18 protein-coding genes are annotated in these 21,632 nt (G+C 61.4%); 5 read left to right on the top strand and 13 right to left on the bottom strand.

Annotated features, from left to right (window positions below; translation table 11 throughout):
• Positions 1-11: 11 nt before the first annotated feature.
• Together AB3G35_RS15795 and AB3G35_RS15790 are read left to right on the top strand one after the other, a co-directional pair.
• A complete protein-coding gene (locus tag AB3G35_RS15795) occupies positions 12-1,487 on the top strand; it encodes a glycoside hydrolase family 32 protein (protein ID WP_369781736.1) in 1,476 nt (491 codons plus the stop codon).
• A gap of 102 nt (positions 1,488-1,589) precedes the next feature.
• Positions 1,590-2,588 carry a LacI family DNA-binding transcriptional regulator gene (locus AB3G35_RS15790; protein WP_315248465.1) on the top strand — a complete coding sequence of 333 codons (999 nt, stop codon included), beginning with the start codon at positions 1,590-1,592 and terminating at the stop codon, positions 2,586-2,588.
• Between the two features lie 5 nt (positions 2,589-2,593).
• On the opposite strand, the gene AB3G35_RS15785 is transcribed toward AB3G35_RS15790, so the two are convergent.
• The gene (locus AB3G35_RS15785; RefSeq protein WP_369781735.1) at positions 2,594-3,628 is read right to left on the bottom strand and encodes a D-cysteine desulfhydrase family protein; all 1,035 of its coding nucleotides are present in this window, start codon (positions 3,626-3,628) and stop codon (positions 2,594-2,596) included.
• A gap of 233 nt (positions 3,629-3,861) precedes the next feature.
• Here AB3G35_RS15785 and AB3G35_RS15780 point away from each other — a divergent pair, with 233 nt between their 5' ends.
• Entirely contained in the window at positions 3,862-4,749 is an 888-nt protein-coding gene (locus tag AB3G35_RS15780) for a LysR substrate-binding domain-containing protein (RefSeq protein ID WP_369781734.1), read from the top strand.
• 144 nt (positions 4,750-4,893) lie between these two features.
• On the opposite strand, the gene AB3G35_RS15775 is transcribed toward AB3G35_RS15780, so the two are convergent.
• Positions 4,894-7,317, bottom strand: a complete 2,424-nt coding sequence (locus AB3G35_RS15775) for a membrane-bound PQQ-dependent dehydrogenase, glucose/quinate/shikimate family (protein ID WP_369781733.1) — start codon at positions 7,315-7,317, stop codon at positions 4,894-4,896.
• 242 nt (positions 7,318-7,559) lie between these two features.
• Between AB3G35_RS15775 and AB3G35_RS15770 the strand changes: the two genes are divergently transcribed.
• Positions 7,560-8,930 carry an MFS transporter gene (locus AB3G35_RS15770; protein ID WP_106116735.1) on the top strand — a complete coding sequence of 457 codons (1,371 nt, stop codon included), beginning with the start codon at positions 7,560-7,562 and terminating at the stop codon, positions 8,928-8,930.
• Between the two features lie 555 nt (positions 8,931-9,485).
• On the opposite strand, the gene AB3G35_RS15765 is transcribed toward AB3G35_RS15770, so the two are convergent.
• The 11 genes from AB3G35_RS15765 to AB3G35_RS15715 all read right to left on the bottom strand — a co-directional run bounded on the left by AB3G35_RS15765 (position 9,486) and on the right by AB3G35_RS15715 (position 20,081).
• Complete coding sequence (locus AB3G35_RS15765) at positions 9,486-10,457, bottom strand: ABC transporter ATP-binding protein (protein ID WP_369781732.1); 972 nt, start codon at positions 10,455-10,457, stop codon at positions 9,486-9,488.
• Positions 10,457-11,446, bottom strand: a complete 990-nt coding sequence (locus AB3G35_RS15760) for an ABC transporter ATP-binding protein (protein ID WP_086797278.1) — start codon at positions 11,444-11,446, stop codon at positions 10,457-10,459. The genes AB3G35_RS15765 and AB3G35_RS15760 overlap by 1 nt, the downstream gene beginning before the upstream one ends.
• Before the next feature lie 2 nt (positions 11,447-11,448).
• Entirely contained in the window at positions 11,449-12,330 is an 882-nt protein-coding gene (gene ddpC / locus AB3G35_RS15755; RefSeq protein ID WP_086797276.1) for a D,D-dipeptide ABC transporter permease, read from the bottom strand.
• 1 nt (position 12,331) lies between these two features.
• Complete coding sequence (locus tag AB3G35_RS15750; protein ID WP_095003726.1) at positions 12,332-13,348, bottom strand: ABC transporter permease; 1,017 nt, start codon at positions 13,346-13,348, stop codon at positions 12,332-12,334.
• 75 nt (positions 13,349-13,423) lie between these two features.
• Complete coding sequence (locus AB3G35_RS15745) at positions 13,424-14,989, bottom strand: ABC transporter substrate-binding protein (protein ID WP_016781055.1); 1,566 nt, start codon at positions 14,987-14,989, stop codon at positions 13,424-13,426.
• Between the two features lie 150 nt (positions 14,990-15,139).
• Positions 15,140-15,691: a D-alanyl-D-alanine dipeptidase gene (ddpX, locus tag AB3G35_RS15740; protein WP_016781054.1), complete on the bottom strand. Its 552-nt coding sequence runs from the start codon at positions 15,689-15,691 to the stop codon at positions 15,140-15,142.
• 38 nt (positions 15,692-15,729) lie between these two features.
• Positions 15,730-16,590, bottom strand: coding sequence for a MurR/RpiR family transcriptional regulator (locus AB3G35_RS15735; RefSeq protein ID WP_086797272.1), 861 nt, complete (start codon positions 16,588-16,590; stop codon positions 15,730-15,732).
• 170 nt (positions 16,591-16,760) lie between these two features.
• A complete protein-coding gene (locus AB3G35_RS15730) occupies positions 16,761-17,246 on the bottom strand; it encodes a GNAT family N-acetyltransferase (RefSeq protein ID WP_106115832.1) in 486 nt (161 codons plus the stop codon).
• Between the two features lie 3 nt (positions 17,247-17,249).
• Positions 17,250-17,411: a DUF2986 domain-containing protein gene (locus tag AB3G35_RS15725; protein ID WP_095003729.1), complete on the bottom strand. Its 162-nt coding sequence runs from the start codon at positions 17,409-17,411 to the stop codon at positions 17,250-17,252.
• 353 nt (positions 17,412-17,764) lie between these two features.
• Complete coding sequence (locus AB3G35_RS15720) at positions 17,765-18,868, bottom strand: alkene reductase (RefSeq protein WP_369781731.1); 1,104 nt, start codon at positions 18,866-18,868, stop codon at positions 17,765-17,767.
• A 175-nt stretch (positions 18,869-19,043) separates the two neighbouring features.
• Positions 19,044-20,081 carry a LacI family DNA-binding transcriptional regulator gene (locus AB3G35_RS15715; RefSeq protein WP_369781730.1) on the bottom strand — a complete coding sequence of 346 codons (1,038 nt, stop codon included), beginning with the start codon at positions 20,079-20,081 and terminating at the stop codon, positions 19,044-19,046.
• 212 nt (positions 20,082-20,293) lie between these two features.
• On the opposite strand from AB3G35_RS15715, the gene AB3G35_RS15710 reads away from it, so the two are divergent.
• A complete protein-coding gene (locus tag AB3G35_RS15710; RefSeq protein ID WP_134048584.1) occupies positions 20,294-21,625 on the top strand; it encodes an MFS transporter in 1,332 nt (443 codons plus the stop codon).
• Positions 21,626-21,632: the final 7 nt, after the last annotated feature.

Here is a 21,632-nt window from a genome sequence, read left to right as displayed (position 1 = left end):
AGGACCACCCCATGCACGCTGTACGGCTGGACAAGGCCCATCGCGCCATCGCGCAAACACTGCCCGAACGCGGCACCGACTATCGCCTCGCTTATCACCTGGCCCCTGCGGCCGGTTGGATGAACGACCCGAACGGGCTGGTGTTCTTTCGCGGCCAATACCATGTGTTTTATCAGCACCATCCGTTTTCTGCGCAATGGGGCCCCATGCACTGGGGGCACGCCTGTAGCGACGATCTGGTGCATTGGCAGCATTTGCCGATTGCCCTGGCGCCCGGTGACGACTACGACCGCGATGGCTGCTTTTCTGGCTCGGCAGTGGTGCTCGATGACACCCTCTACCTGATTTATACCGGCCACATCTGGTTGCAAGAGCCGGGTGATGACCAGCACATCCGCCAGGTCCAGTGCCTGGCCAGCAGCATCGATGGTATTACCTTCACCAAGCTCGGGCCGGTCATCGAGACACCGCCGGACCCGGCCATCATGCATATTCGCGACCCCAAGGTGTGGCAGCGCAACGGTGCATGGTGGATGGCACTGGGCGCGCGGCTGGGCGATGACCCGCAGTTGCTGCTTTATCGATCTGCTGACCTGTTGCACTGGGACTTTCTGGGCTGTGCCCTGCAAGGCCAGCGCGAGCTGGATGGCTATATGTGGGAGTGTCCGGACATCTTTGCACTGGATGGCCGCGATGTGCTGCTGTATTCGCCCCAGGGCCTGAACCCCGTTGGATACGACAACTGGAACCTGTACCAGAACAGCTACCGGGTAGGCCAACTGGACGATAAGGGCGTGTTCAAGCCCTGCGGACCGCTGCATGAACTCGATCATGGCCACGATTTCTATGCCGCCCAGACCCTGCTGGCGCCCGATGGTCGTCGTCTGCTTTGGGCCTGGATGGATATGTGGGAAAGCCCGATGCCCAGCCAGGCCGAACACTGGTGCGGCGCGCTGACATTACCCCGCGAATTGAGCCGCGACGGTGACCGGCTGCGGATGCGTCCGGCCCGTGAACTGGTGGCGTTGAGGCAGTCCGGGCAAGTTCTGCAGATAGGTCAGGTCAAGTCCGCGAGCCAGTTGCTCGAGGCCCGCGGCGCGCTGCTGGAGCTTGAGGTTGAGCTGGATATTGCCCGCAGCAGCGCCGAGCATTTCGGCCTGGCATTGCGCTGCAGCGATGACCAGCAGGAGCAAACCCTGCTGTACTACGATGCCATGGCCCGCCGCCTGGTGCTCGACCGGCAGCACTCGGGTGCCGGGGTGAGCGGTGTTCGCAGCGTACCTGTTGCGGCGGACCAGACACACATTGCCCTGCGGATTTTTCTCGATCGCTCGTCCATTGAAGTGTTTGTCGATGATGGCGCCTGGAGCCTGAGCAGCCGGATTTACCCGCACGCTAACAGCCTTGCGTTGCGGGCGTATGCCGTCAATGGCACAGGGCACTTTGGCGAAGCCCTGGTATGGGGGCTGGCTGATCTGCAGCTTTAAGGCCAAGGTTTTTGCACAGGAGCGGCGGCGCCCGGGTTGGCGCTGTTCTGCCGCTGGCAGGCATGACATCATGCCCGGCCAGACAGGTAATGGCGCGCACCGATGGCCTCAGTAAAAGATGTTGCACGGCTGGCGGGGGTTTCCCTGATGACCGTTTCCAGGGCCCTCAATACCCCGGGAAAGTTGAACCAGGAGACCCTGGCCAAAGTGCTGCAAGCCGTCGAAACACTTGGCTATGTGCCCAGCCTCTCGGCGCGCAAGACCCGTGGCGGGCATTCCAGTGGCAAGACCATCGGTATCTTTGCCCTGGACACGGCCACCACGCCTTTTGCCGTTGACATGCTGCTGTCGATGGAGCGCACGGCCCGCGAACATGGCTGGAACGTGTTTATCCTCAACGTGTTTGAAACCCCGCCAGACCAGCAGGCCATCGAGTTGATGCTCTCCCATCAACCGGACGGCATCATCTTCAGCGCCATGCAGCTGCGGCGGGTGGACATTCCCCGGGTACTGCGCAGCGTGCCGCTGGTACTGGGCAATTGCGTCAGCACCGACCCCGGCATCGCCTGCTATATATCAGACGATGAAGACGGGCAGTATCAGGCGGTCCGCCAGGCGCTGCGACAAGGTTATCGCCGTCCGCTATGCATAAACCTGCCGCAAAGCAGCATGGCCTGGGGGCTGCGCCAGAGCGGGTTGGCCCGTGCCCTGGACGAGGCCGGGATTGAGGCTGCGCAAGTGCCGCAATATGACCTGTCCAACGATGATGGCTATCAGGAAACGCTGGTTGTACTGGAACAAAAGTTGCGTGAGGGTGAAGGGCAGGCGCCCTTTGATCTGCTGATCTGCGGCAACGACCGGATTGCCCTGGTCGCGTATCAGTATCTGCTCAGCCGCGGCTTGCGTATCCCGCAGGATGTGGCGGTGCTGGGTTTTGACAATATGGTGGGGGTTGCCGAGCTGTTTTACCCGCCCTTGAGCACCGTGCAGCTGCCGTATTACGACATGGGCCGGCGTGCGGTGCTGCACCTGATTGAAGGTCTGGACGACTGCGCCGTGCACAAGGTTGCCTGCCCGCTGGTTGAGCGCGAGTCCTGCTGACGCGGTCAATGGCCGCTAAAAATGTCCCTGTAGGCATACAACCCCGGTGTGCCACCGGTCATCACAAACAGCAGCTTATCGCCAGCCTGGTAACGGCCCTGGCGCAAGTCGCTCAGCAGGCCGGCCAGGGCCTTGCCCGAGTACACCGGGTCCACCAGTAAACCTTCGCAACGGGCCAGCAGGCGTACCGCTTCGAGCATGGCCGGGGTCGGCAAGCCGTAACCTTCGCCCAACTGGCTGCCATCGATGTCGATCGCGTCTGTGCGCAGGGCCGCCGAGCTGCCCAGCAGGGCCAGGGTCTGGCGGGTCAGTTGCAGGGTTCTGGCCGCCGCCGTGTCGCGATCCGCCAGCACCGACCAGGACCTGACCGTTGTCGCGCCGCGCCCAAGCAGTTCAAAACCGGCGGCAAGTCCGGCATGGGTGCCGGCACTGCCGTTGGGCACCATGACCTGGCTGAACCGCACCCCCAGCTGTGTTTCCTGCGCCAGGACCTCCGCCGCGCAGCGGGCGTAACCCAGACAACCTGCCGGGGTGGAGCCGCCGGTGGGGATCACCAGCGGCTTGCGCCCCGCCGCACGCAGTTGCTCCGCTCTGATGTCGGCCTGTGCCAACGGGTCTTCACCCCGAGCCAGTACCTGCACCCGGGCGCCAAACAGATGATCGAGGAGCCTGTTGCCGTTGAGTTCGTAATCGGCGTCGTGCCTGGGCACGGCACGGCTGAGGATCAATTCACAGTCGATGCCCTGGCGAGCACAGACCGCCGCCGTCAGCCGGGCATGATTGGACTGGATGCCGCCCACGGTGATGATCGTATCAATACCGTCCTGGAGGGCTGCGCCCAAGTGAAACTCAAGTTTGCGCAACTTGTTGCCGCCACCACCGATCAGCATATGGTCATCGCGCTTGATATACAGCTGCACTTGCTGCTCATGCAAACCCAGCTGTTGTTCAAGGCGGCTGGCCCGTTGAATCGGGGTAGGGCCCTGTAACAGGTCGGCGCGGGGGAACGCGCTCAGCGCCTTGTCCAGTACGGTTTGCATGGGTTGATACCTGAGTGTTCAATTGAATGGGGCCTAACTGTAGGGGTTAAATGGGCGGCAATAAATGCAGTAAGAGTTAGGACTGGTGGAACTGAAAGTTTGTAATGGATGGCCCGGGTTTTATAGATAAAAAGCCCGTTTAATTTATGCCTGACAAGCGCTTAAACTCAGATGAAAAGCATGGGCGTGCCGATGAGCCGTTTATTTTTCCAGCGTGGCCAGAAGGCGGTTTTATGAGCAAGCTCAGGCAGATGGAAGTTTTAGTGGCTGTGGTCGAGGCCGGCAGTTTTGCCGACGCGGCAGTGCGCCTGGACATGTCGGCGGTGATGGTGGGGCGCCATATTCAGAGCCTTGAAACAGCGCTCAACAGCAAGTTGATTCAACGAACTACCCGCCGCCAGTCGGTGACAGGTGAGGGGCGGCTGTTTTATGAAGAGTCGAAAAAGGCCCTTGAACAGATCAAGTACGCCTGGAGCCGGGTCGAAGCCTCCACTGGCAAGCCGGGCGGGTTGTTGCGCATGACTGCGCCCATGACCCTGGGCGTCACGCTGGTGGGGCCGCTGGTGAACGAGTTCATGCAGCTGTACCCGGACGTGCAAGTGGAGCTGATCCTCAGCAACGACGTGGTGGATTTGCACGAAAGCTCATTTGATCTGGGTTTCAGGATATCCGAGCTGATTGAGGTCAACCTCGAATCAAGGCCGCTGCCACCGTACCGAATGGTTATTTGCGCAGCACCCGGGTACCTGCAAACGCACCAGGAGCCACAGACGCCGGAGCAGCTGTACCAGCACCGAATCCTCACCCACACCTCGTGGACCAACCGTTTCGCCTGGCCCCTGCAACACGGTAATAAAACCATGCCCTGGCCCGATCACGCGGTGCTCAGAAGCAACGACGGTCAGGTCCTCCTGCAAGCGGCGATCGCCGGCAACGGCATCTTGATGCAACCCGACTTTCTGGTCGCCGAGGCCCTGGCCAAAGGCGAGCTGGTAACCATCATGGATGCCTGTGCACCGGCAGCCAAACCGGTACAGATGGTCTATCCACGCAGCAAAAAAGCACTGCCCAAGCTCAATGCTTTTGTGACGTTCATTGTCGAGCGTTTGCAGCCGGCATGACCAGGCGGGATGCAGGGCAAGCATTGCGCTGAGCTCCTCACCCCAACCCTCTCCCGGAGGGAGAGGGGGCTGATCAGTGGAGATATTGAGGCCGCTTGCGGCCAGCTCCCTCTCCCACATCAAAGTGCCTACAAGGCCAGAGCCTTACTCTTTGCCAACAGCATCCGGCAGCGCATAGGCAATGATGTAGTCGCCCACGTCAGGCGAATGGCTCATCCCCCCCGCCGAGATCACCACATATTGCTTGCCTGTGGCGGGTGACTTGTAGATCAGCGGTGCCGCTACCGCACCCACCGGCAAGCGGGCCTTCCACACTTGCTTGCCTGTTTTCGAATCCAGGGCGCGCAGGTAGTAATCCTGGGTACCGGCAAAGAACACCAGCCCGGAAGCGGTGGCGGTGGGGCCGCCCAGGGTCGGCATGCCCAGCGGCACCGGCATGTGGGTCTTGATCCCCAGCGGCCCGGTATCCTGGACAGTGCCCAGCGGGACCTGCCAGACCAGTTTCTGCGTATTGAGGTCAATCGCACTCATGCTGCCGAACGGCGGGGTGTTGCACGGCACGCCCAGGGGCGACTGGAGAATGTCGATTTTTACACCGCCATAAATACCGGCCACTTGCGGGCGAATGGTACCCATGAAGCCTGGCACTTCGTCGGTCGACACCTTGAACTTGTTCGTGTCTTCCTTGGTGACCAGTGCCATGCGCAGGGGCATGCGCATGTCATTGACGAACATCATGCCGGTGTTTTCGTCAATGGCAATCCCGCCCCAGTTCATCCCGCCCAGCAAGCCCGGCCATTCAATATAGGGCTTTTCGCCCGGAGGGGTGAACGGGCCCATATAGACCGAATCCTTGAACAGGATCCGGCAATAGAGCTGATCGAATGTGCTCACGCCCCACATGGATTTTTCGGTCAGTGGCTCGGCGCCAATCATCGGCATGCCTGTCGAGAACGGTTGGGTCGGCGACAGGTGTTCGCCTACGGCTGCAGGGGAGGTTGGTACGGCGCGTTCTTCAACGGCGGTCACCGGCAGGCCCGTGCGCCGGTCCAGGACAAAGATATTGCCCGTCTTGGTGGTCTGGATCAGCACCGGGGTTTTCACGCCCTGGGCATTCTTGATGTCGTACAGCACAGGCTGTGAAGGCAGGTCATAGTCCCAGACATCGTGATGGACGGTCTGGTACACCCACTTGGCCTTGCCGGTCGAAGCATCCACAGCGACCACGGCCGAGCCGTATTTCTCCTTGGCCTGGTTGCGGTCGCCGCCCCAATAGTCGGGCGGGCCGTTGCCGGTGGGCAGGTAGACCAGGTTCAGCTCTTTGTCGTAAGTCGGAATGGTCCATACATTGGGGGTTTCCAGGGCGAACTGGTGATCGGCCTCTGTGACGTCGCTGTTTTGCGGCGCACCCACATCCCATGCCCAGGCCAGCTTACCGGTCAGCACATCAAATGCGCGCACGGCACCTGAAGGTTCTCCGGCCACAATATCCCGCACCCAGCCACCCACCACCGTGAGATGGCCCATGACCACCGGCAGGGAAGTGGGGTGGTAGCGCTTGCTGTGTTCGGTGGGGCCCATGCCTTTTTTCAGGTCAACATAGCCGTTGTCGCCAAAGCTCGGGCACAGGGCGCCGCTCTGGGCATCCAGGGCAAACAAACGGGCATCCACAGAGGACACCAGAATGCGCTGACGGCATTGCTGTTGATCGTTGTAGGACGCTTTGACTTCAGCACTCAGGCTGTCGTCCTTGTCGATGTCGTAATAGCCCACGCCCCGGCAAGTAACATGCTCTTCGCTTTTGGCGTGAGGATCGAACTTCCACAGCGGCTTGCCGGTATCGGCGTCAAGGGCGGTGATCAGGTTTTCCGGGGTGCAGGAGTACAGCACATTGCCGATCTGCAACGGGGTGTTTTCGTCGACACCCGCGCCCGGGCCGCTGGTGCGGCGGCCAGTACGGTAGACCCAGGCCACTTGCAGGTCATTGACATTGTCCGGGGTGATTTGAGTGTAAGGCGCAAAGCGGGTACCCGATGCATTGCGGCCAAAGAACTCCCAGTTTTGCGCAGCCGGTGATGGCTCAGCGGCCGGCGCCGGGTCAGACGCGGCAACCGGGTTGGAGATAGCGCCGTGGGGGTAAAAAGCAGCGATCAAGGTGGCGATCAACGCCAAGAACACTGCAACACCGCTGCGGTTAGCCGCACGCCGGGTGTTCAGGGGAAGGCCTGGCAAGGTCGCGCCGACCCACAGACTGAGGGTCAGGATAATGGCCGGGACGACCAGACGTGGCAGCAGTTGCCAATAGCTGAACTGACCCACTTCATAAAATGCCCAGACGCACGTTGCCAGGAAAATGGCCACTGAAAGACTGATGCCGATGCGCTTGCGCAAAAAAAACAGCACCGCCAGCAGCAGATAAGCCAGGCCCGCGATCAGGTAGTAACTGGATCCTCCCAGAGCCACCAGCTTGACCCCGCCATATATCAGGGCCAGTGATACGACCAATACCAGCAGGGAAAATAGCACCCGCGCACTATTGCCAGCCGGGGGCTGTTTACTGTCCGTCATGTTGTTAAATGCTCCATGGTTGATACACACATATCGGTATTCATTAATCAGGAGCAGTCTATGCGGATGGTTTTTTCGATAAATCCGCAGGTTTGAGAAACATTGTTGGTAAAGCAGCAATAATCCGCTGTTGTGGCGAGGGCAACGACGAACATGAAATTTCGTCCGAGTGAGCAATCCGCCGCTGAAAAAAACCGCTGCAGCCCTTAATCTTGAGCTCTTTGTCTGTGTGCGGATGATTCATGTCTTCAATTGCCGATGGCTTGCCCAGCAACAAACGCCTGCCCGCCGTGATCGCGATCTCCCTGGGGATCGGTATGGCGACCCTGGATACCGCCATCGTCAACACGGCCTTGCCAACCCTGGCCGAAGGTATTGGCACTGATTCCGCCTCGGTGATCTGGGTGGTCAATGCCTACCAGCTGGCAACCATCGCCGCGGTGCTGCCGTTTGCCTCGCTCAGCGATGTGCTGGGCCATCGACGGGTGTTTCTCGGCGGTTTGCTGGTGTTTATCGTCGCCTCGCTGTTCTGCGGGCTGGCCTGGTCGCTACCCACGCTGACCGCAGCGCGGGTGGTGCAGGGGTTGGGCGCTGCAGCGATCATGAGCGTGAATATCGCGTTGTTGCGCCACATTTATCCGGCGAAAATCCTCGGTAGGGGCCTGGGTTACAACTCGCTGGTGGTGGGGTTGGCCTTTACCCTGGGGCCGACGGCGGCGTCGGCCATTCTGGCGGTGACCACCTGGCATTGGCTGTATCTGATCAATGTGCCGCTGGGGTTGCTGGCGGTTGTGCTGGGCTTGCGCTCGTTGCCGGAAATTCCCAGAAGCGGGCACGCCTTCGACCGCTTGGCGGCGATCTTGTGTGCCGGGTTGTTTGCCTTGCTGGTATTGGGTCTGGGTTCGGCGGTACATGGCGCCGAAGGTGACCTGAGCCTGGGCCTGGTCGCAGTAGCGCTGGTTTGCGGGGTGTGGCTGATGCGTCGTCAGGCCGATCATCCGGCGCCGATGCTGGCAATCGATCTGTTCAAGCGGCCACTGTTTGCGTTGTCGTCACTGACGGCGATTTGTGCGTTTTGTGCCCAAGGGCTGGCCTTCGTGTCGTTGCCCTTCTTGTTGCAGACGGCATTGGGCCATAGCCAGGTGGCTACCGGGTTTTTGATGACGCCGTGGCCGGCGGTGGTGGCGGTGATGGCACTGATTGCCGGGCGCCTGGCTGATCGGGTGTCGCTGGCGCTGCTGTGCGGGATCGGCTTGTTGCTGTTGAGCGCAGGCATGGCGGCGCTGGCGCTGCTGAGCGAAGGGGCTTCGGCCATTGATATCGGCTGGCGCATGGCGTTGTGCGGTGCCGGGTTCGGGTTTTTCCAGTCGCCCAACCTCAAGGCGATCATGACCAGTGCGCCGCTGGCCCGCAGTGGCGGCGCCAGTGGCATTGTCGCCACGTCGCGGTTGATGGGGCAGACACTGGGGGCGTCGCTGGTGGCGCTGTGCTTTCATCTGTCCACGGGCAGTGGCCCGCAGTTAGCGTTGTGGCTGGGTTGCGTTTTTGCCCTGGCGGGTGCGTTGGCCAGCGGCTTGCGGTTGATGCAGAGCCCCGTTGCATTGCGATCGTAAAAGCCGGCCTTTACAACGAGGTCGCCTCTGTGGGAGCGGGCTTGCCCGCGATGGTATCCCTGCGGTGTGCCGGCCAGACCGCGTCGCCAGCATCGCAGGCAAGCCAGCTCCCACAGGTTTTGCATTGCCAGCAGAACCTGCGGTTTGACAGGATCTTTTGTGGGAGCGGGCTTGCTCGCGATGGCATCGCTGCGGTGTGCCGGCCAGACCGCGTAGCCCGCATCGCAGGCAAGCCAGCTCCCACATGTGATGCATTGCCAGCAGAACCTGCGGTTTGGCAGGATCTTTTGTGGGAGCGGGCTTGCTCGCGATGGCATCCCTGCGGTGTGCCGGCCAGACCGCGTCGCCAGCATCGCAGGCAAGCCAGCTCCCACAAGTGATGCATTGCCAGCAGAAACTGCGGTTTGGCAGGATCTTTTGTGGGAGCGGGCTTGCTCGCGATGGCATCCCTGCGGTGTACCTGCCAGACCGCGTCGCCAGCATCGCAGGCAAGCCAGTACCCACAGTTTTTGCGGTGCTGCCTCCTCACAGACGACCACCTCCCATACAGCCGTTTCAGCCCATAACGTGGCACCTTACCCGCTGGTGCTCGCCCCCTCGCATCTCCTGGGGCTGGCCGCAGCCCTCGCGGCTTGAGCTGCAACGCTCCAGAAAGAAACACCCTTCAGGCAGCTTGCGGTTGCCCGGCAGTTCGGTGGGCGCCGCGACCTGCTCGGCGCGCAAGGGCACACCCAGGCGCGGCACGGCTTCGAACAGCAGGCGCGTGTAAGGGTGGTGCGGCTGGTCGAGCACCTGGGCGGCGCTGCCCAGTTCGACAATCTGCCCCAGGTACATCACCGCCACGCGGTCGGCCATATGGCGCACCACCGAGACGTTGTGGGAGATCAGGATATAGGTGAGGTTACGCGCCTGCTGCAATTCGGCCAGCAGGTTGAGGATCTGTGCCTGCACCGAGATATCCAGCGCCGAGGTCGGTTCGTCAAGGACGATGATGTCCGGGTCCGATGACAGTGCCCGGGCAATTGCGATGCGTTGGCGCTGGCCACCGGAAAACTGGTGGGCAAATCGGTCCAGATACTCGGGGCGGATACCTACTTGGGCTGCTACTTTGGCGGCAATGCTGCGCATCTGTTCGTTCGAGCGCATGCCCCGGGCGTACAGCGGCTCGGTGATGATGCGCCAGATCGGCAGGCGCGGGTTGAGCGACGACTGCGGGTCCTGGAACACGATCTGCACGTTGCTGCTGCCTTCGCCTTTGCTGCCGTTGGCCCAGCTCAGTTCGCCGCTGCTGGGCTTGAGCAGGCCCATCAGCAGTTGTGCCAGGGTGCTTTTGCCGCAGCCCGACTCGCCGACGATGCCCAGGGTTTCCCCGGCCCGCACCTGCAGGTCGATGCCATTGAGCGCGTGGGCGTAACCCCGGGGCCGGCCCAGCCAGTCGTTGCTGACGGGGAAGCGCACGCGCACGTCGGCCAGTTTCAGAATCTCGGGGCCGCTCTGGTTGACGGGGTAGATCAGCGCACTGTTCATTATGAAAGCTCCTGTTGCGGCAACCAGCACGCACGCTTGCGTTGTTCGTCACGGTTGATGGCGGTCAGCACCGGGCGCTCACCGCATACTTGCATGGCATGTACACAACGTTCGGCGAAGGTGCAGCCGGTGGGCAAACGCGACAGGTTGGGGACTTGCCCGGGAATGGTCAGCAGAGGCTGCCCCGGCTCGACCATCTCCGGCAGGCCGCTGAGCAGACCCCGGGTGTAAGGGTGTTGCGGGTTGCTCATCACATCGGCGGTAAGGCCCTGTTCCACCACCGCGCCGGTGTACATCACATACACCCGGTCGCAGAACTGCGACACCAGCGCCATGTCGTGGGTGATCAACAGGATGGCAGTGCCTTTTTGCCGGGCCTTTTCGCGCAGCAGCAACAGCACCTGGCGTTGTACGGTCACGTCCAGCGCGGTGGTGGGTTCGTCGGCAATCAGCAGTTGCGGTTCGCAGGAGAAGGCCAGGGCAATCATTACCCGCTGGCGCATGCCCCCTGACAGTTCGAACGGGTAGCTTTCCAGCACCTGCTCGGGGCTGGCGATATGCATGTCGCGCAGCAGGGCAACCGCCTTGGCGTGGGCTGCGCTGGTACTGATTTTCTGGTGGTGGATGATCACGTCGAGCATCTGCCGGCCAATGCGCCGGGTCGGGTTGAGCGCGGTCATGGGCTCCTGGAAGATCATCGCCGCATCGCGGCCACGGATTTTCAGCAGGTCCTTTTCCGGCGCCTTGAGCATGTCGCGACCGAGCATGCTCAGGCTGCCGGAGGTGATGCGATAGCTGCGTTCGGGCAGCAGGCGCATGCTCAGCATGGCGGTCACCGACTTGCCCGAGCCGGACTCGCCGACCACGCCGACAATCTCGCCGGGGTTGACGTGCAGCGACACGCCGTTGAGTGCCTTGACGCTGCTCTTGTAGGCCGGGAACTCCAGGCTCAGGTTGTCGATGGCCAGTACGGGTTGCGAATGAGTCATGGTCATTTCCCCTGTTGCCGCGGGTCGAGCAGATCGCGCACGCCATCGCCCAGCAAATTGAAGCCGGTGGCGGTGATCAGGATCGCCAGCCCCGGAAAGGTCGAGTACCACCAGTTGTCGAGGATGTAGTTGCGCCCCGTGGCGACCATCGCGCCCCATTCTGCGGTGGGCTGTTGCGCGCCCAGGCCGATAAAGCCCAGGGCCGAGGCCATGAGGATGGCGCTGCCGATATCCAGGCTCAGTTGCACCAGCAAGGGCGGCATGGCGTTGCGCGCCACATGCCAGTGGACCATGTGCCAGCGCCGGGCACCGAAGGTTTCGGCGGCCTTGACGTAGCCCATCTGGCGGATGCTCAGGGCCTGGCCGCGGGCCAGGCGCACATAGGACGGGATGCGCACCAGGGTAATGGCCAGCATGGCGTTGAACAGGCTGGCACCCAGTGCGGCAGCCAGGGCCATGATCAGCACCAGCGACGGCACCGACAGCATGATGTCCATCAGGCGCATGGTCAGGGCGTCGAAGCGCCCGCCAATCACCCCGGAAAAACAGCCCAGCAGGCCGCCGATAAAGCACGAGGCAAAGGCCACGAACAGGCCGACACCTACCGATTGCTGGCTGCCGTACAGCACCCGGCTGAACAGGTCACGGCCCACTTCGTCGGTGCCGAACCAGTGTTCGGCGGAAGGCGGCGCCAGGCGCTCGGCAAGGTTCAGGGCATTGGGGTCGTGGCTGGCCAGCCAGGGGGCGAAGATCATGCACATCACCACCATCAGGGTGATCAACAGGCCGGCCATGGTCAGTGGGCTGCGGCGGATCTGGTAGGCCAGGTAGGTGAGTTTTTCACGCCATTGCGGGCTGTGTGTTGCGCTCAAGGGTACCGACATTTCAATTCACCTCGCCGATACGCGGGTCGATCACCCGGTACAGCAGATCGATGGCCATGTTCAGCAGAACATAGATAAACGACACCAGGATGGCGAAGCCCATCACCGCCGGGAAATCCAGGGACTGGATCGACTTGACCACATAGGCACCCATGCCCGGCCAGGCGAATACGGTCTCGGTCAGGACTGCGCCGTAGAGCAGGTCGCCGAGGGTCAGGCCCAGTACGGTTACAGAAGGAATCAGCGCATTGGGCAGCGCATGGCGCAGGATCACAGTCCATTTCGACAGGCCATAGGCGCGGGCGGTGCGGATATAGTCCTCGCCCAACTGGTCGAGCATGGCCGAGCGAATTTGCCGCGAGATAACCCCCAGGGTCACAAAACCCAGGGTGGCGGCGGGCAGGATCAAGTGCTTGAGTGCATCGACAAACAGGCTGAAGTTACCCGCCAGCAATGAGTCGATCAGATAGAAACCGGTGATGGTGTTGGGTGGTGTCAGTCCTTCCGACAAACGCCCGCCGCCAGGCAGCCAGCCGAGGTGCCCGTAAAACAGCACGATGGCGCCCAGGCCCAGCCAGAACGCCGGGGTGGAGATGCCGGTCACGGCCAGGGTGCGGGCGATCTGGTCAATGGCGCGGTTGTGGTACACCGCCGACAGCACACCCAGCGGCACACCGACGACAATGGCGAGAAACAGCGCCACCAGGGCCAGCTCCAGGGTGGCCGGGAAAAACGCCTGCAAGTCTTCCAGCACCGGGCGATTGGTGCGGATCGAGGTGCCCAGGTCGCCCTGCACCAGGTCGAGCACATAACGGCCGTATTGCTGGTACAGCGGCAGATCCAGCCCCAGCTGATGGCGGATGCCGGCCACCAGCGCATCGCTGGCGCGGTCACCGGCGATCAACCGGGCCGGGTCGCCGGGAATCAGGTGGGAAATGGTAAAGGTAATCAGCGAGACACCGAACACGACCAGTAACAGGCCAAGCAGGCGCTTGCGCAACAACGTCAGGAAGGCCATAGGGCACCTCAGTCACTCTAACGACAGAAATCCAACGCCATGCGCGCCATGGCTGGCGCGCACGCAGCAGCAGGTTTACTTGCTCATGCTGCCCAGGTTGAACACCTGTTCGAGCATCGGGTTGAACACATAGCCCTTGACCGAATCTCGCATCGGCAGGGTGTAGCTCTTCTGATAGAGGTAAACGTAGGCACTGTCGTTGAGCACCGTTTTCTGCGCCTGCTGGTACAGTTCGGTGCGTTTCGCGGTGTCGCTGGTGGTGGCGGCTTCGCGGATCAGGGTATCGACCTGGGGGTTGCTGTAGAACGAGCGGTTGCCCTGCAGGCCCTGCATCTTGGAGTCGAACCAGAAGTTCATGAACATGTAGGGGTCGGCAAAGTCCGGGCTCCAGGTGCCGACGGCGATGTCGTAGTCGGCCTGGCCGACCCGTTCGCGCAGGGTGGCGTTGGCGGTTTTTTCCAGCTTGAGGTTGATGCCCAGGGGCATCAGCGCCGCTTGCAGGGTCAGGCCGATCGGCTCCCAGTTGGCGTCCTTGTCCGAGTACATGTAGCTCAGGTTGGTAATCTTTTTCGGCACTTTGGCCAGGCTGTCGGCGGCGGCCTGCATATCCTGTTTCATGGCTGGCAGCGAGCTGTCGTAGGCCCACATGCCGTCCGGGATCGGCCCGTTGAGCAGTTCGGCCTTGCCCTTGAGAATGCCCTTGACGATACCGTTGTAGTCTACGGCCTCGGTGATGGCCCGACGCGCATCGACGTTGGTCAGCGGGCCCTGCTTGTTATTCAGGTACAGGTAGGTCACGCGCAGCGACGGGTATTCCTTGACCACCACGCCCGGCTTGCTGGCGAGTGAGCCCAACTGGTCTTCTGGCATGTCTTCAATGATGTCCAGGTCGCCGCGTTCAAGTTGCAGACGACGCACCGAAGGCTCGGCGATGATCTTCAGTACTACGGTTTTAAGCGCGGGCTTGGCCCCGGCGTAGTGGGGGTTGGGCTCCATGGTCAGGGACTGGCCTTTCTGCCAGTTGGCCAGACGGTAGGGGCCCGAGCCGGCGGTATGGCTGGAGAGCCAGGCATTGGCCTCGGCGCCCTTGGCGGCCACCAGCGGGTTGACGATGGATGCGCCGTTGTGGGCCAGGGTGAACAGGAAGGGCGCGAACGGGGTCTTGAGGGTGAAGCGGATGGTCTGCGGGTTGACCACCTCGACCAGCATGTCTTCGGGGAATGCACCGGACGGCCCTTGCTTGAGGGTCATCAGACGGTCGAAGGAAAACTTGACGGCGTTGGCGTCCACTTCGGTGCCGTCATCGAACTTGTTGCCGGGCTTGAGCTTGAACTCCCAGACCAGGTTGTCCGGGGACACGGTCCAGCTCTCGGCCAGGTCGCCCTGGACTTCGGTGGTGCTTTTTTCGCCGTCGGTTTTGTAGCCCACCAGGCGCTGGTACGACGGGTAGGTGATGGTCCAGTCGTTGTTGTCGAAGGTCACGGCCGGGTCGAGGGTTTGCGGGTCGGCGGGCTTGCCGATGATCAGCGTGTCCTGGGCGGTGGCAGCGGTAGCGGCTTGCCAGGCGCCTAGGCTGAGGGCGGCACAGAGCAGGCTCGGCAACAGGTTGCGGGTGCGTGAAGCGGTGTTTATCAGGGTCATGCCGGTTTCCTTCAACATTCGATATCTGGAAGTAGGTTTATTTTTGGAATCTATAACCGGGCAGTAGCAGGTGAAGCAGGTGTGCAGCGTTTTCTTGTTGTGTTCAAACAGTGGTGCTGGCCGCGAAACTCTGGGGTTTCGTAGGCCGGATCAGGGGTTGATCAGGGGGTAGTCGTCGGCGTTGGGCAACTCGTAATGCCACCACTCCGTGGCGATCGCGTGGAAGCCGGCAATCAGCATGATGCCCAGCAGCAACAGGCGGTTGCGCTGCACGTTGGGCGGCAGGTCGGGGTAGAACTGATGGGACTGGTCTTGCATCGCGTCGAACGCCGTGCCCATGTCCAGTGGCTGGCCGTCGCCGTCCACCAGGGTCAGGTCCACGGCCACGCCGCGGCTGTGATGGGAACCCAGGTGCGGGTCGCGCACATAGTCGCCATTGGGCAGGGCTTCCCATAACAGGAATTGCGCGTAGGGCGGCCGGTAGGCGTCATAGATGCGCAGGGTAAAACCCGCCAGGGCGGCCAGCTCGACGGCCTTGCGCAAACACGCGGCGGCATCGCGGTGCAACTGGCAACGGGCGGTGGGGTAGATCACTTTGCCGGCCAGGTTATCGGCCGTGGCATAGATCATCTCGATCTGCACCTGGTACTGCTCGGCATCGATATCAACGAGCGGGCTTGGGTATGCAACGCTTTGATTCACACAAACACTCCAGTGGTGATTGGTTTCGGGCGACAGGCTCAGCCTTCGAACTGGCCAAAGGCTTTTTGCAGTTGACGGTTTTTCGCCAGGCGCGCATCCAGGTGCTCGCCGTATTTTTCTGCGACGGCTGAAACCATCAGGTTCAGCAGGCACGCCAGGGGCGCCGGGGAATCCCAGAACTGGCCGACATCGGTCTTGATCTGCAGCAGGTCCAGCGGGTAATCCCGGGCCCAAGGGCATTGCAGATCGGTGATCAGGGCCAGGGGCAAGTCGTGCTCGATGGCGGCGTCACAGAAGGTCTGGGTCACGCTGGAATAGGCACGGAAGTCGGCAATGATCGCGTAGGGGTTGGCGAAGCCGGAATTCAGGGTTTCGGCATAAATGCCGGACAAACCGTCGACGTAATACACCTTGGGGCGGATGTATTCGAGGTGGCTGTGAAAGGCGGTGAGAATGCCGCGGGTGGACTGGATGCCGAGGATAAACACCGCATCGGCGTCGTGAATGCGTTGCACGATGCTGGCAAAGGCGTCGCTGCGGGCCAGGCCGTACACCTGCTGAATGGCCTCGACTTCACGGTGCATGGAGCGCTCGAGGGCATCGTCGTGGGTGTTTTCTGCGCGGAAGGCGCCGATGCGGTCGGTGATCAGCCAGGAAGAGGGCGCCTCACCGCGCAGGCTTTGCTTGACCTCATCTAGGTTCTGGTAACCCAGCGAGCGCAAAAACCGCCCCACGGAAATACCCGTGGTGCTGGCCTGCTGCGCAATGCTGTCGGCGGACTCGAACGGCAACTGCTGCGGATTGCCCAGCAAGTAACTGGCGATGCGCTTGCCGGTGGGGGTCAGGTTGGAGAACTCGTGTTCCAGCAACTGAAGAAAACTGTTCTTTTCCAGGGACATAAGCGCGCCGACTGTTTAATTGTTATAGGCATGTCATTTGCGTGCCTTATGTTACGAACATAACATTTGTTTTCGAGACAATACAACGCCTTTTCTGCGGGTGGCGTGGTTTTCATAAGTGGGGGTGTTTTGGGTCGTGCAACGAGCGCCGCGGGCGCTCGTCAAGGCAGTCAGAGGGTCATAAGCATTTCATGCCAGGCCATGCCGCCATGTTCGGAGGGCGAAGGCTGAACATATTCATAGCCCATTTTTGCGTAGAGCTGGACATGCTGTTCTTTGCACATCAGGTGGATGGTTGCCTTGCCCTGGCTGCGCATCTGCCCGACAAACTCGTCCATCAGCAGCCTGGCAAAACCTTTGCCCTGGTGGGCCGGGGCCACCACCACGGACATGATCACCACATTGGGTGCCACGGGATCATGACCGACCAGTTCCTTGAAATCCTCATCCGACATAACGACAGAATAGGCACAGCCGCTGTTGATAAACCCGACCACTTCGCCGGCCTGCTCAAGGATGAGAAAGCCCTGGGGGTACTGGGCGATGCGCGTGCGAATCTTCTGCAGCGTGGCGGCTTCGTCACCTTCATAAGCGCTGATTTCGATCTGATAGCAGGTTTCGGCGTCCTGGGGTGTTGCCTGTCTGAACAGGGGCATGGCTCAGCTCTCGGTGGACGGGGTTGCGTCCTGTTCAGCTTGCTCGGCCAGCTTGAGGCGGTCAGCCTTGCTGATGTACGGGTTCTTGTTCTTCGGGGCCAGCTTGGCGTTGGCCTTCTTGGCATTGGCCTTCAATATCTGGTTGATTTTTTTGCGACGATTCATGGTTACTGCTCGGTGTGTGGGGCGTAGGGCGGTGATTTTACAGGGGGCGAGGGTGGACTGATATGAAAATATCGGGTGGCGGGATTGGCAAGCTGCGGATTCTGCAGGTGATGCATCACCTGCGGATGCTGGCTTGCCTGCGATGCAAGCGACGCGGTCTGGCTGATGGACCGCAGCGCTGCCATCGCGGGCAAGCCCGCTCCCACAAAGAGGCCTGGCAAGGCGCGGATTCTGTTGGCGATGCATCACCTGTGGGAGCTGGCTTGCCTGCGATACTGGCGACGCGGTCTGGCCGGTACACCGCAGCGCTGCCATCGCGGGCAAGCCCGCTCCCACAAAGGGTTCAGATAAACCTATCGCGCAGATGCATGGCAGGGATAGTCGACATAACCTTTTTCGCCGCTGTTGCCGTAGAAAGTGGCACGGTCGGGCAGGGCGATCGGCCAGCCGTTTTGCATGCGCGCCACCAGGTCGGGGTTGGCGATAAAGGGTCTGCCAAACGCAACCAGGTCCAGCTCGCCGGCTTCCAGCGTCGCCTGTGCCGAGTCCCGGTCAAAACCGCCGGCGGCAATCAGGGTGCCCTGGTACGAGTCGCGAAACACCTGGGCAAAGCCTTCGGGCATACGCTCGGCGCCAATGGTCAACTGGTCGCTCAAATGAACGTAGGCGATGTGCCGCTCCTGCAATTGCCGGGCAACGCTAACCCAGGTCTGCGCTTCGTCAGCAAAGGGGGCCATGTCGAAGAGACGGCCAAAGGGCGAGATGCGCACCCCGACCTTGCTGCCGCCAATTTCCTCGGCCACGGCGTCGATGGTTTCCAGCAGCAGGCGAATGCGGTTGTCGATCGAGCCACCGTAGCGGTCGGTACGGTTGTTGACGCCCGGGTTGATAAATTGCTCGAACAGGTAGCCGTTCGCGCCATGAATCTCCACACCGTCAAAACCAGCTTCCATCGCCCGGCGGGCGGCCAGTACGAAGTCCTGGACCAGCCCTTCGACCTCAAGGGTTGAAAGCGCCCGCGGCGTGCTGGCCTGGATCGGGCCCGGCTGGCGGTTTTCATCCCAGGCATAGGTCATGGAGTTGGCCGCCAGCCTGTCGCTCGATGACACCGGCGCGCCGCCCCCGGGCTGCAAGGTGGTGTGCGAGACCCGTCCCACATGCCAGAGCTGGGCAAATATCTTGCCGCCTTCTTCGTGGACGGCGTCGGTAACCTGCTTCCAGCCCTGCACTTGCTCCTGGTTGTACAGGCCGGGGTTGAACAGGTAGCCGCGCCCCTGGATGGACACCGGCACACCTTCGCTGATGATCAGGCCGGCGCTGGCCCGCTGGCGGTAGTAAAGCGTGGTCAGGGCGTCAGGGATATCGTTCAGGGCACGGGCGCGGGTCATCGGCGCCATCACGACACGGTTCTTCAGCGCGATTCCCGACAGGTTGAACGAGGAAAAAAGCATGCTCATAGGGCTGTGACCTCTGAAGTGGGGCGCGGTGCGGCGCCGATCAGAGTCACTATACTGCGAAGCTACGGATGGATAATCAGCTATGGATTCCAAACATTGTGGCGCTGAATTCCACAATAAAGACGGTGGGAGTGAGCCTGGCGTCGTATGCCTTAACAAGGACCTGGCGTTTTTCTCATTCAGTGCGGCGCACTACCGATGAACTCGCCCGCACCTGCAACTGCGGCGGGAGGATAATCGACTCGCAGGCTTCACCCTTGATGCGTTTGAGCAATAACTCAACGGCGCGTTGACCCATGTCGGCCAGCGGCAGACGCACGCTGGTCAGGGGGACGCTCAATTCATTGGCCAGCGGGATGTCATTGAAACCGACCACGGCAATGTCCTTGCCCGGCACCAGACCCTTGTCCCGCGCAGCACCCATCAGGCCGATGGCGAGAAAGTCGTTGACCGCGAAAAACGCCTGCGGCCGCGGGTCGAGTCCCAGCAGGTATTCGCCTTGCTGGTGCCCGGTCAAGCTGTCAAACGGGCCGTTGAGGGTCCACTCCGGGCGCAGGGCGATGCCTTTTTCGCGGTAGTAACGGGTAAAGCCTCGGGTGCGGTCTGCCCCCGTGGACGCATGCCGCTCGCCCGCCAGTATGGCCACATCGGTAAAACCCTGGCGGTACAAATGCTCTGCCGCCAGCCAGCCGCCCAGTTCATCGTCACTGCCCGCCGTAAGGTGCCCGGCAATCTGCCGGCTGACCAACACATAGGGGATGTGTTTGCGCGTCAGCAGGTCAAGCAGGGGCTGGGTGTCACCCACATGGGAGTCGCCCACGATCAGCCCGGCCACCGAGCGGCGCAGGGCGTGTTCGGCGCGGGCCATTTGCCGGGGTTGCTTGTCGTCGGTGTTGGACACAAAGGTCAGGTAGCCAGCCTGTTCGGCGGTGCTGTCGATGCTGTCGTAGATGGTCGCCATCACCAGATCGGTCAGGCGCGGCATCAGCACGCAGATCTCCTGACTTTTGCGCAGTTTCAGGTTGGATGCCTGGGTATTCGGCCGATAATCCAGCTCTTTTGCCAGTGCGCGAATCCGCTCCACCACCTCGGCAGACGCAGCGCGTTCAACCCCGGCCGGGTCGCCATTGAGCACTCGCGACACCGTGGACACATGAATACCCAGAGCGGTCGCCATGGATTTCAAAGTGGCGGGGCGGGATTGATTCGACATGGTGGCAAGGCTTCCGGCAGTCCGTTATTCAACGCGCGAATTCTACCCGAACAGAGGCCCTAGCCCCGGAATTAAATTTTTACCCAAACGTTTGACTAAAGTTTTTCGGCGCTCTACATTCCGTCAAACCCAAACGTTTGGGTAACCAATAAAAATACGCCGATTACGGCCGACTTTTTGACTTCTGCCATCACTTCAAGAGTCAGATTCCTATGAACACCCCAGTGATCCCGTCTTTTCGCTACCAGATTTTCTTCCTGATCATGCTGATGGCGCTGCTCAACTACATCGACCGTGGCGCGATTGCCTATGCCTCGGCGAGCATCCTTCCCGAGTACGGTTTCGACAAGGCCGACTGGGGCAATGTCCTGGGTTACTTCGGTTACGGTTATATCCTCGGCGCGCTGGTGGGTGGCATTCTGGCCGACCGTTTCGGTGCCAAACGTGTGTGGCTGATTGCCGGGGGCACCTGGTCGATCTTTGAAATTGCCACCGCATTTGCCGGTGATTTTGGCTTGGCGTTTCTCGGTGGCTCGGCCATGGCCGGCTTTGCCACGATTCGCGTCATGTTCGGTTTTGCCGAAGGCCCGGCGTACTCGGTGATCAACAAGAGCGTGGCTAACTGGGCGACCCCGAAGGAGCGCGGTTTTGTCGTGTCGGTGGGCTTGCTCAGCACCCCGCTGGGGGCATTGCTCACCGCGCCGGTGGCTGTCGGCCTGCAAACCCTGACGGGCGACTGGCGCAGCATGTTTGTCGTACTGGGTGTGGTCAGCCTGGCGCTGCTGATTTTCTTCATGACCCGCTTTACCAACACCCCCGATGAAAACCCGCGGGTGTCCAAAGCCGAGCTGGAGTTCCTGCGCAAGGAGCGTGCCGAAGCCGTCAATGCTTCAACCCCGACCACCACCGTGGCGCCGGTGTGGCACTTCTTCAAGAACAAGGACTTGCTGCTCAACGCCGTCGGTTACTTCGCGTTTGTCTACGTGACCTTCCTGCTGCTGACCTGGACGCCCAAGTACCTCCAGGACGAGTTCCACTACAACCTCTCTTCGCTGTGGTACATGGGCATGATCCCGTGGACCGGCGCCTGCTTCACCGTGCTGCTGGGCGGCAAGATTTCCGACTGGCTGCTGCGCCGCACCGGCAACCTGAAAGTGGCACGCAGCTGGCTGGCCGCGACCTGCCTGTTGCTGACCACGCTGTGTTTCATTCTGGTGTCACAAGCCCAGACCGTATGGGGCGTGATTGCCCTGATGACCCTGGCCAATGCCTTGAACGCGCTGCCCAACTCGGTCTACTGGGCCGTGGTGATCGACACCGCGCCATCCAACCGCGTAGGCGCCTACAGCGGCATGACCCACTTTATTGCCAACACCGCTTCGTTTATCGCGCCCATGCTCACCGGTTACCTGACCGTGCGATACGGCTATTCGTCGATGTTCGTGGCCGCTGCAGTGGCCACGGCCCTGGGCATGAGCGCCATGCTGATGGTGCGCCCGGGCGGTCGTCAGGCAGCCAGTTCCCCTATTCCCGCCGTTGTTTGATGGAGTT

The sequence above is a fragment of the Pseudomonas sp. WC2401 genome (genome assembly GCF_041200115.1).
Lineage (GTDB): Bacteria > Pseudomonadota > Gammaproteobacteria > Pseudomonadales > Pseudomonadaceae > Aquipseudomonas > Aquipseudomonas fragi.
Note: the sequence above shows the minus strand (reverse complement) of the source record. Positions and strands in the feature narration are given on the sequence as shown.

Coding starts and splice junctions, on each gene's coding strand:
- AB3G35_RS15795 (WP_369781736.1), top strand. CDS start 12: ATGCACGCTGTACGGCTGGACAAGGCCCATCGCGCCATCGCGCAAACA.
- AB3G35_RS15790 (WP_315248465.1), top strand. CDS start 1,590: ATGGCCTCAGTAAAAGATGTTGCACGGCTGGCGGGGGTTTCCCTGATG.
- AB3G35_RS15785 (WP_369781735.1), bottom strand. CDS start 3,628: ATGCAAACCGTACTGGACAAGGCGCTGAGCGCGTTCCCCCGCGCCGAC.
- AB3G35_RS15780 (WP_369781734.1), top strand. CDS start 3,862: ATGAGCAAGCTCAGGCAGATGGAAGTTTTAGTGGCTGTGGTCGAGGCC.
- AB3G35_RS15775 (WP_369781733.1), bottom strand. CDS start 7,317: ATGACGGACAGTAAACAGCCCCCGGCTGGCAATAGTGCGCGGGTGCTA.
- AB3G35_RS15770 (WP_106116735.1), top strand. CDS start 7,560: ATGTCTTCAATTGCCGATGGCTTGCCCAGCAACAAACGCCTGCCCGCC.
- AB3G35_RS15765 (WP_369781732.1), bottom strand. CDS start 10,457: ATGAACAGTGCGCTGATCTACCCCGTCAACCAGAGCGGCCCCGAGATT.
- AB3G35_RS15760 (WP_086797278.1), bottom strand. CDS start 11,446: ATGACTCATTCGCAACCCGTACTGGCCATCGACAACCTGAGCCTGGAG.
- ddpC (WP_086797276.1), bottom strand. CDS start 12,330: ATGTCGGTACCCTTGAGCGCAACACACAGCCCGCAATGGCGTGAAAAA.
- AB3G35_RS15750 (WP_095003726.1), bottom strand. CDS start 13,348: ATGGCCTTCCTGACGTTGTTGCGCAAGCGCCTGCTTGGCCTGTTACTG.
- AB3G35_RS15745 (WP_016781055.1), bottom strand. CDS start 14,989: ATGACCCTGATAAACACCGCTTCACGCACCCGCAACCTGTTGCCGAGC.
- AB3G35_RS15735 (WP_086797272.1), bottom strand. CDS start 16,590: ATGTCCCTGGAAAAGAACAGTTTTCTTCAGTTGCTGGAACACGAGTTC.
- AB3G35_RS15730 (WP_106115832.1), bottom strand. CDS start 17,246: ATGCCCCTGTTCAGACAGGCAACACCCCAGGACGCCGAAACCTGCTAT.
- AB3G35_RS15725 (WP_095003729.1), bottom strand. CDS start 17,411: ATGAATCGTCGCAAAAAAATCAACCAGATATTGAAGGCCAATGCCAAG.
- AB3G35_RS15720 (WP_369781731.1), bottom strand. CDS start 18,868: ATGAGCATGCTTTTTTCCTCGTTCAACCTGTCGGGAATCGCGCTGAAG.
- AB3G35_RS15715 (WP_369781730.1), bottom strand. CDS start 20,081: ATGTCGAATCAATCCCGCCCCGCCACTTTGAAATCCATGGCGACCGCT.
- AB3G35_RS15710 (WP_134048584.1), top strand. CDS start 20,294: ATGAACACCCCAGTGATCCCGTCTTTTCGCTACCAGATTTTCTTCCTG.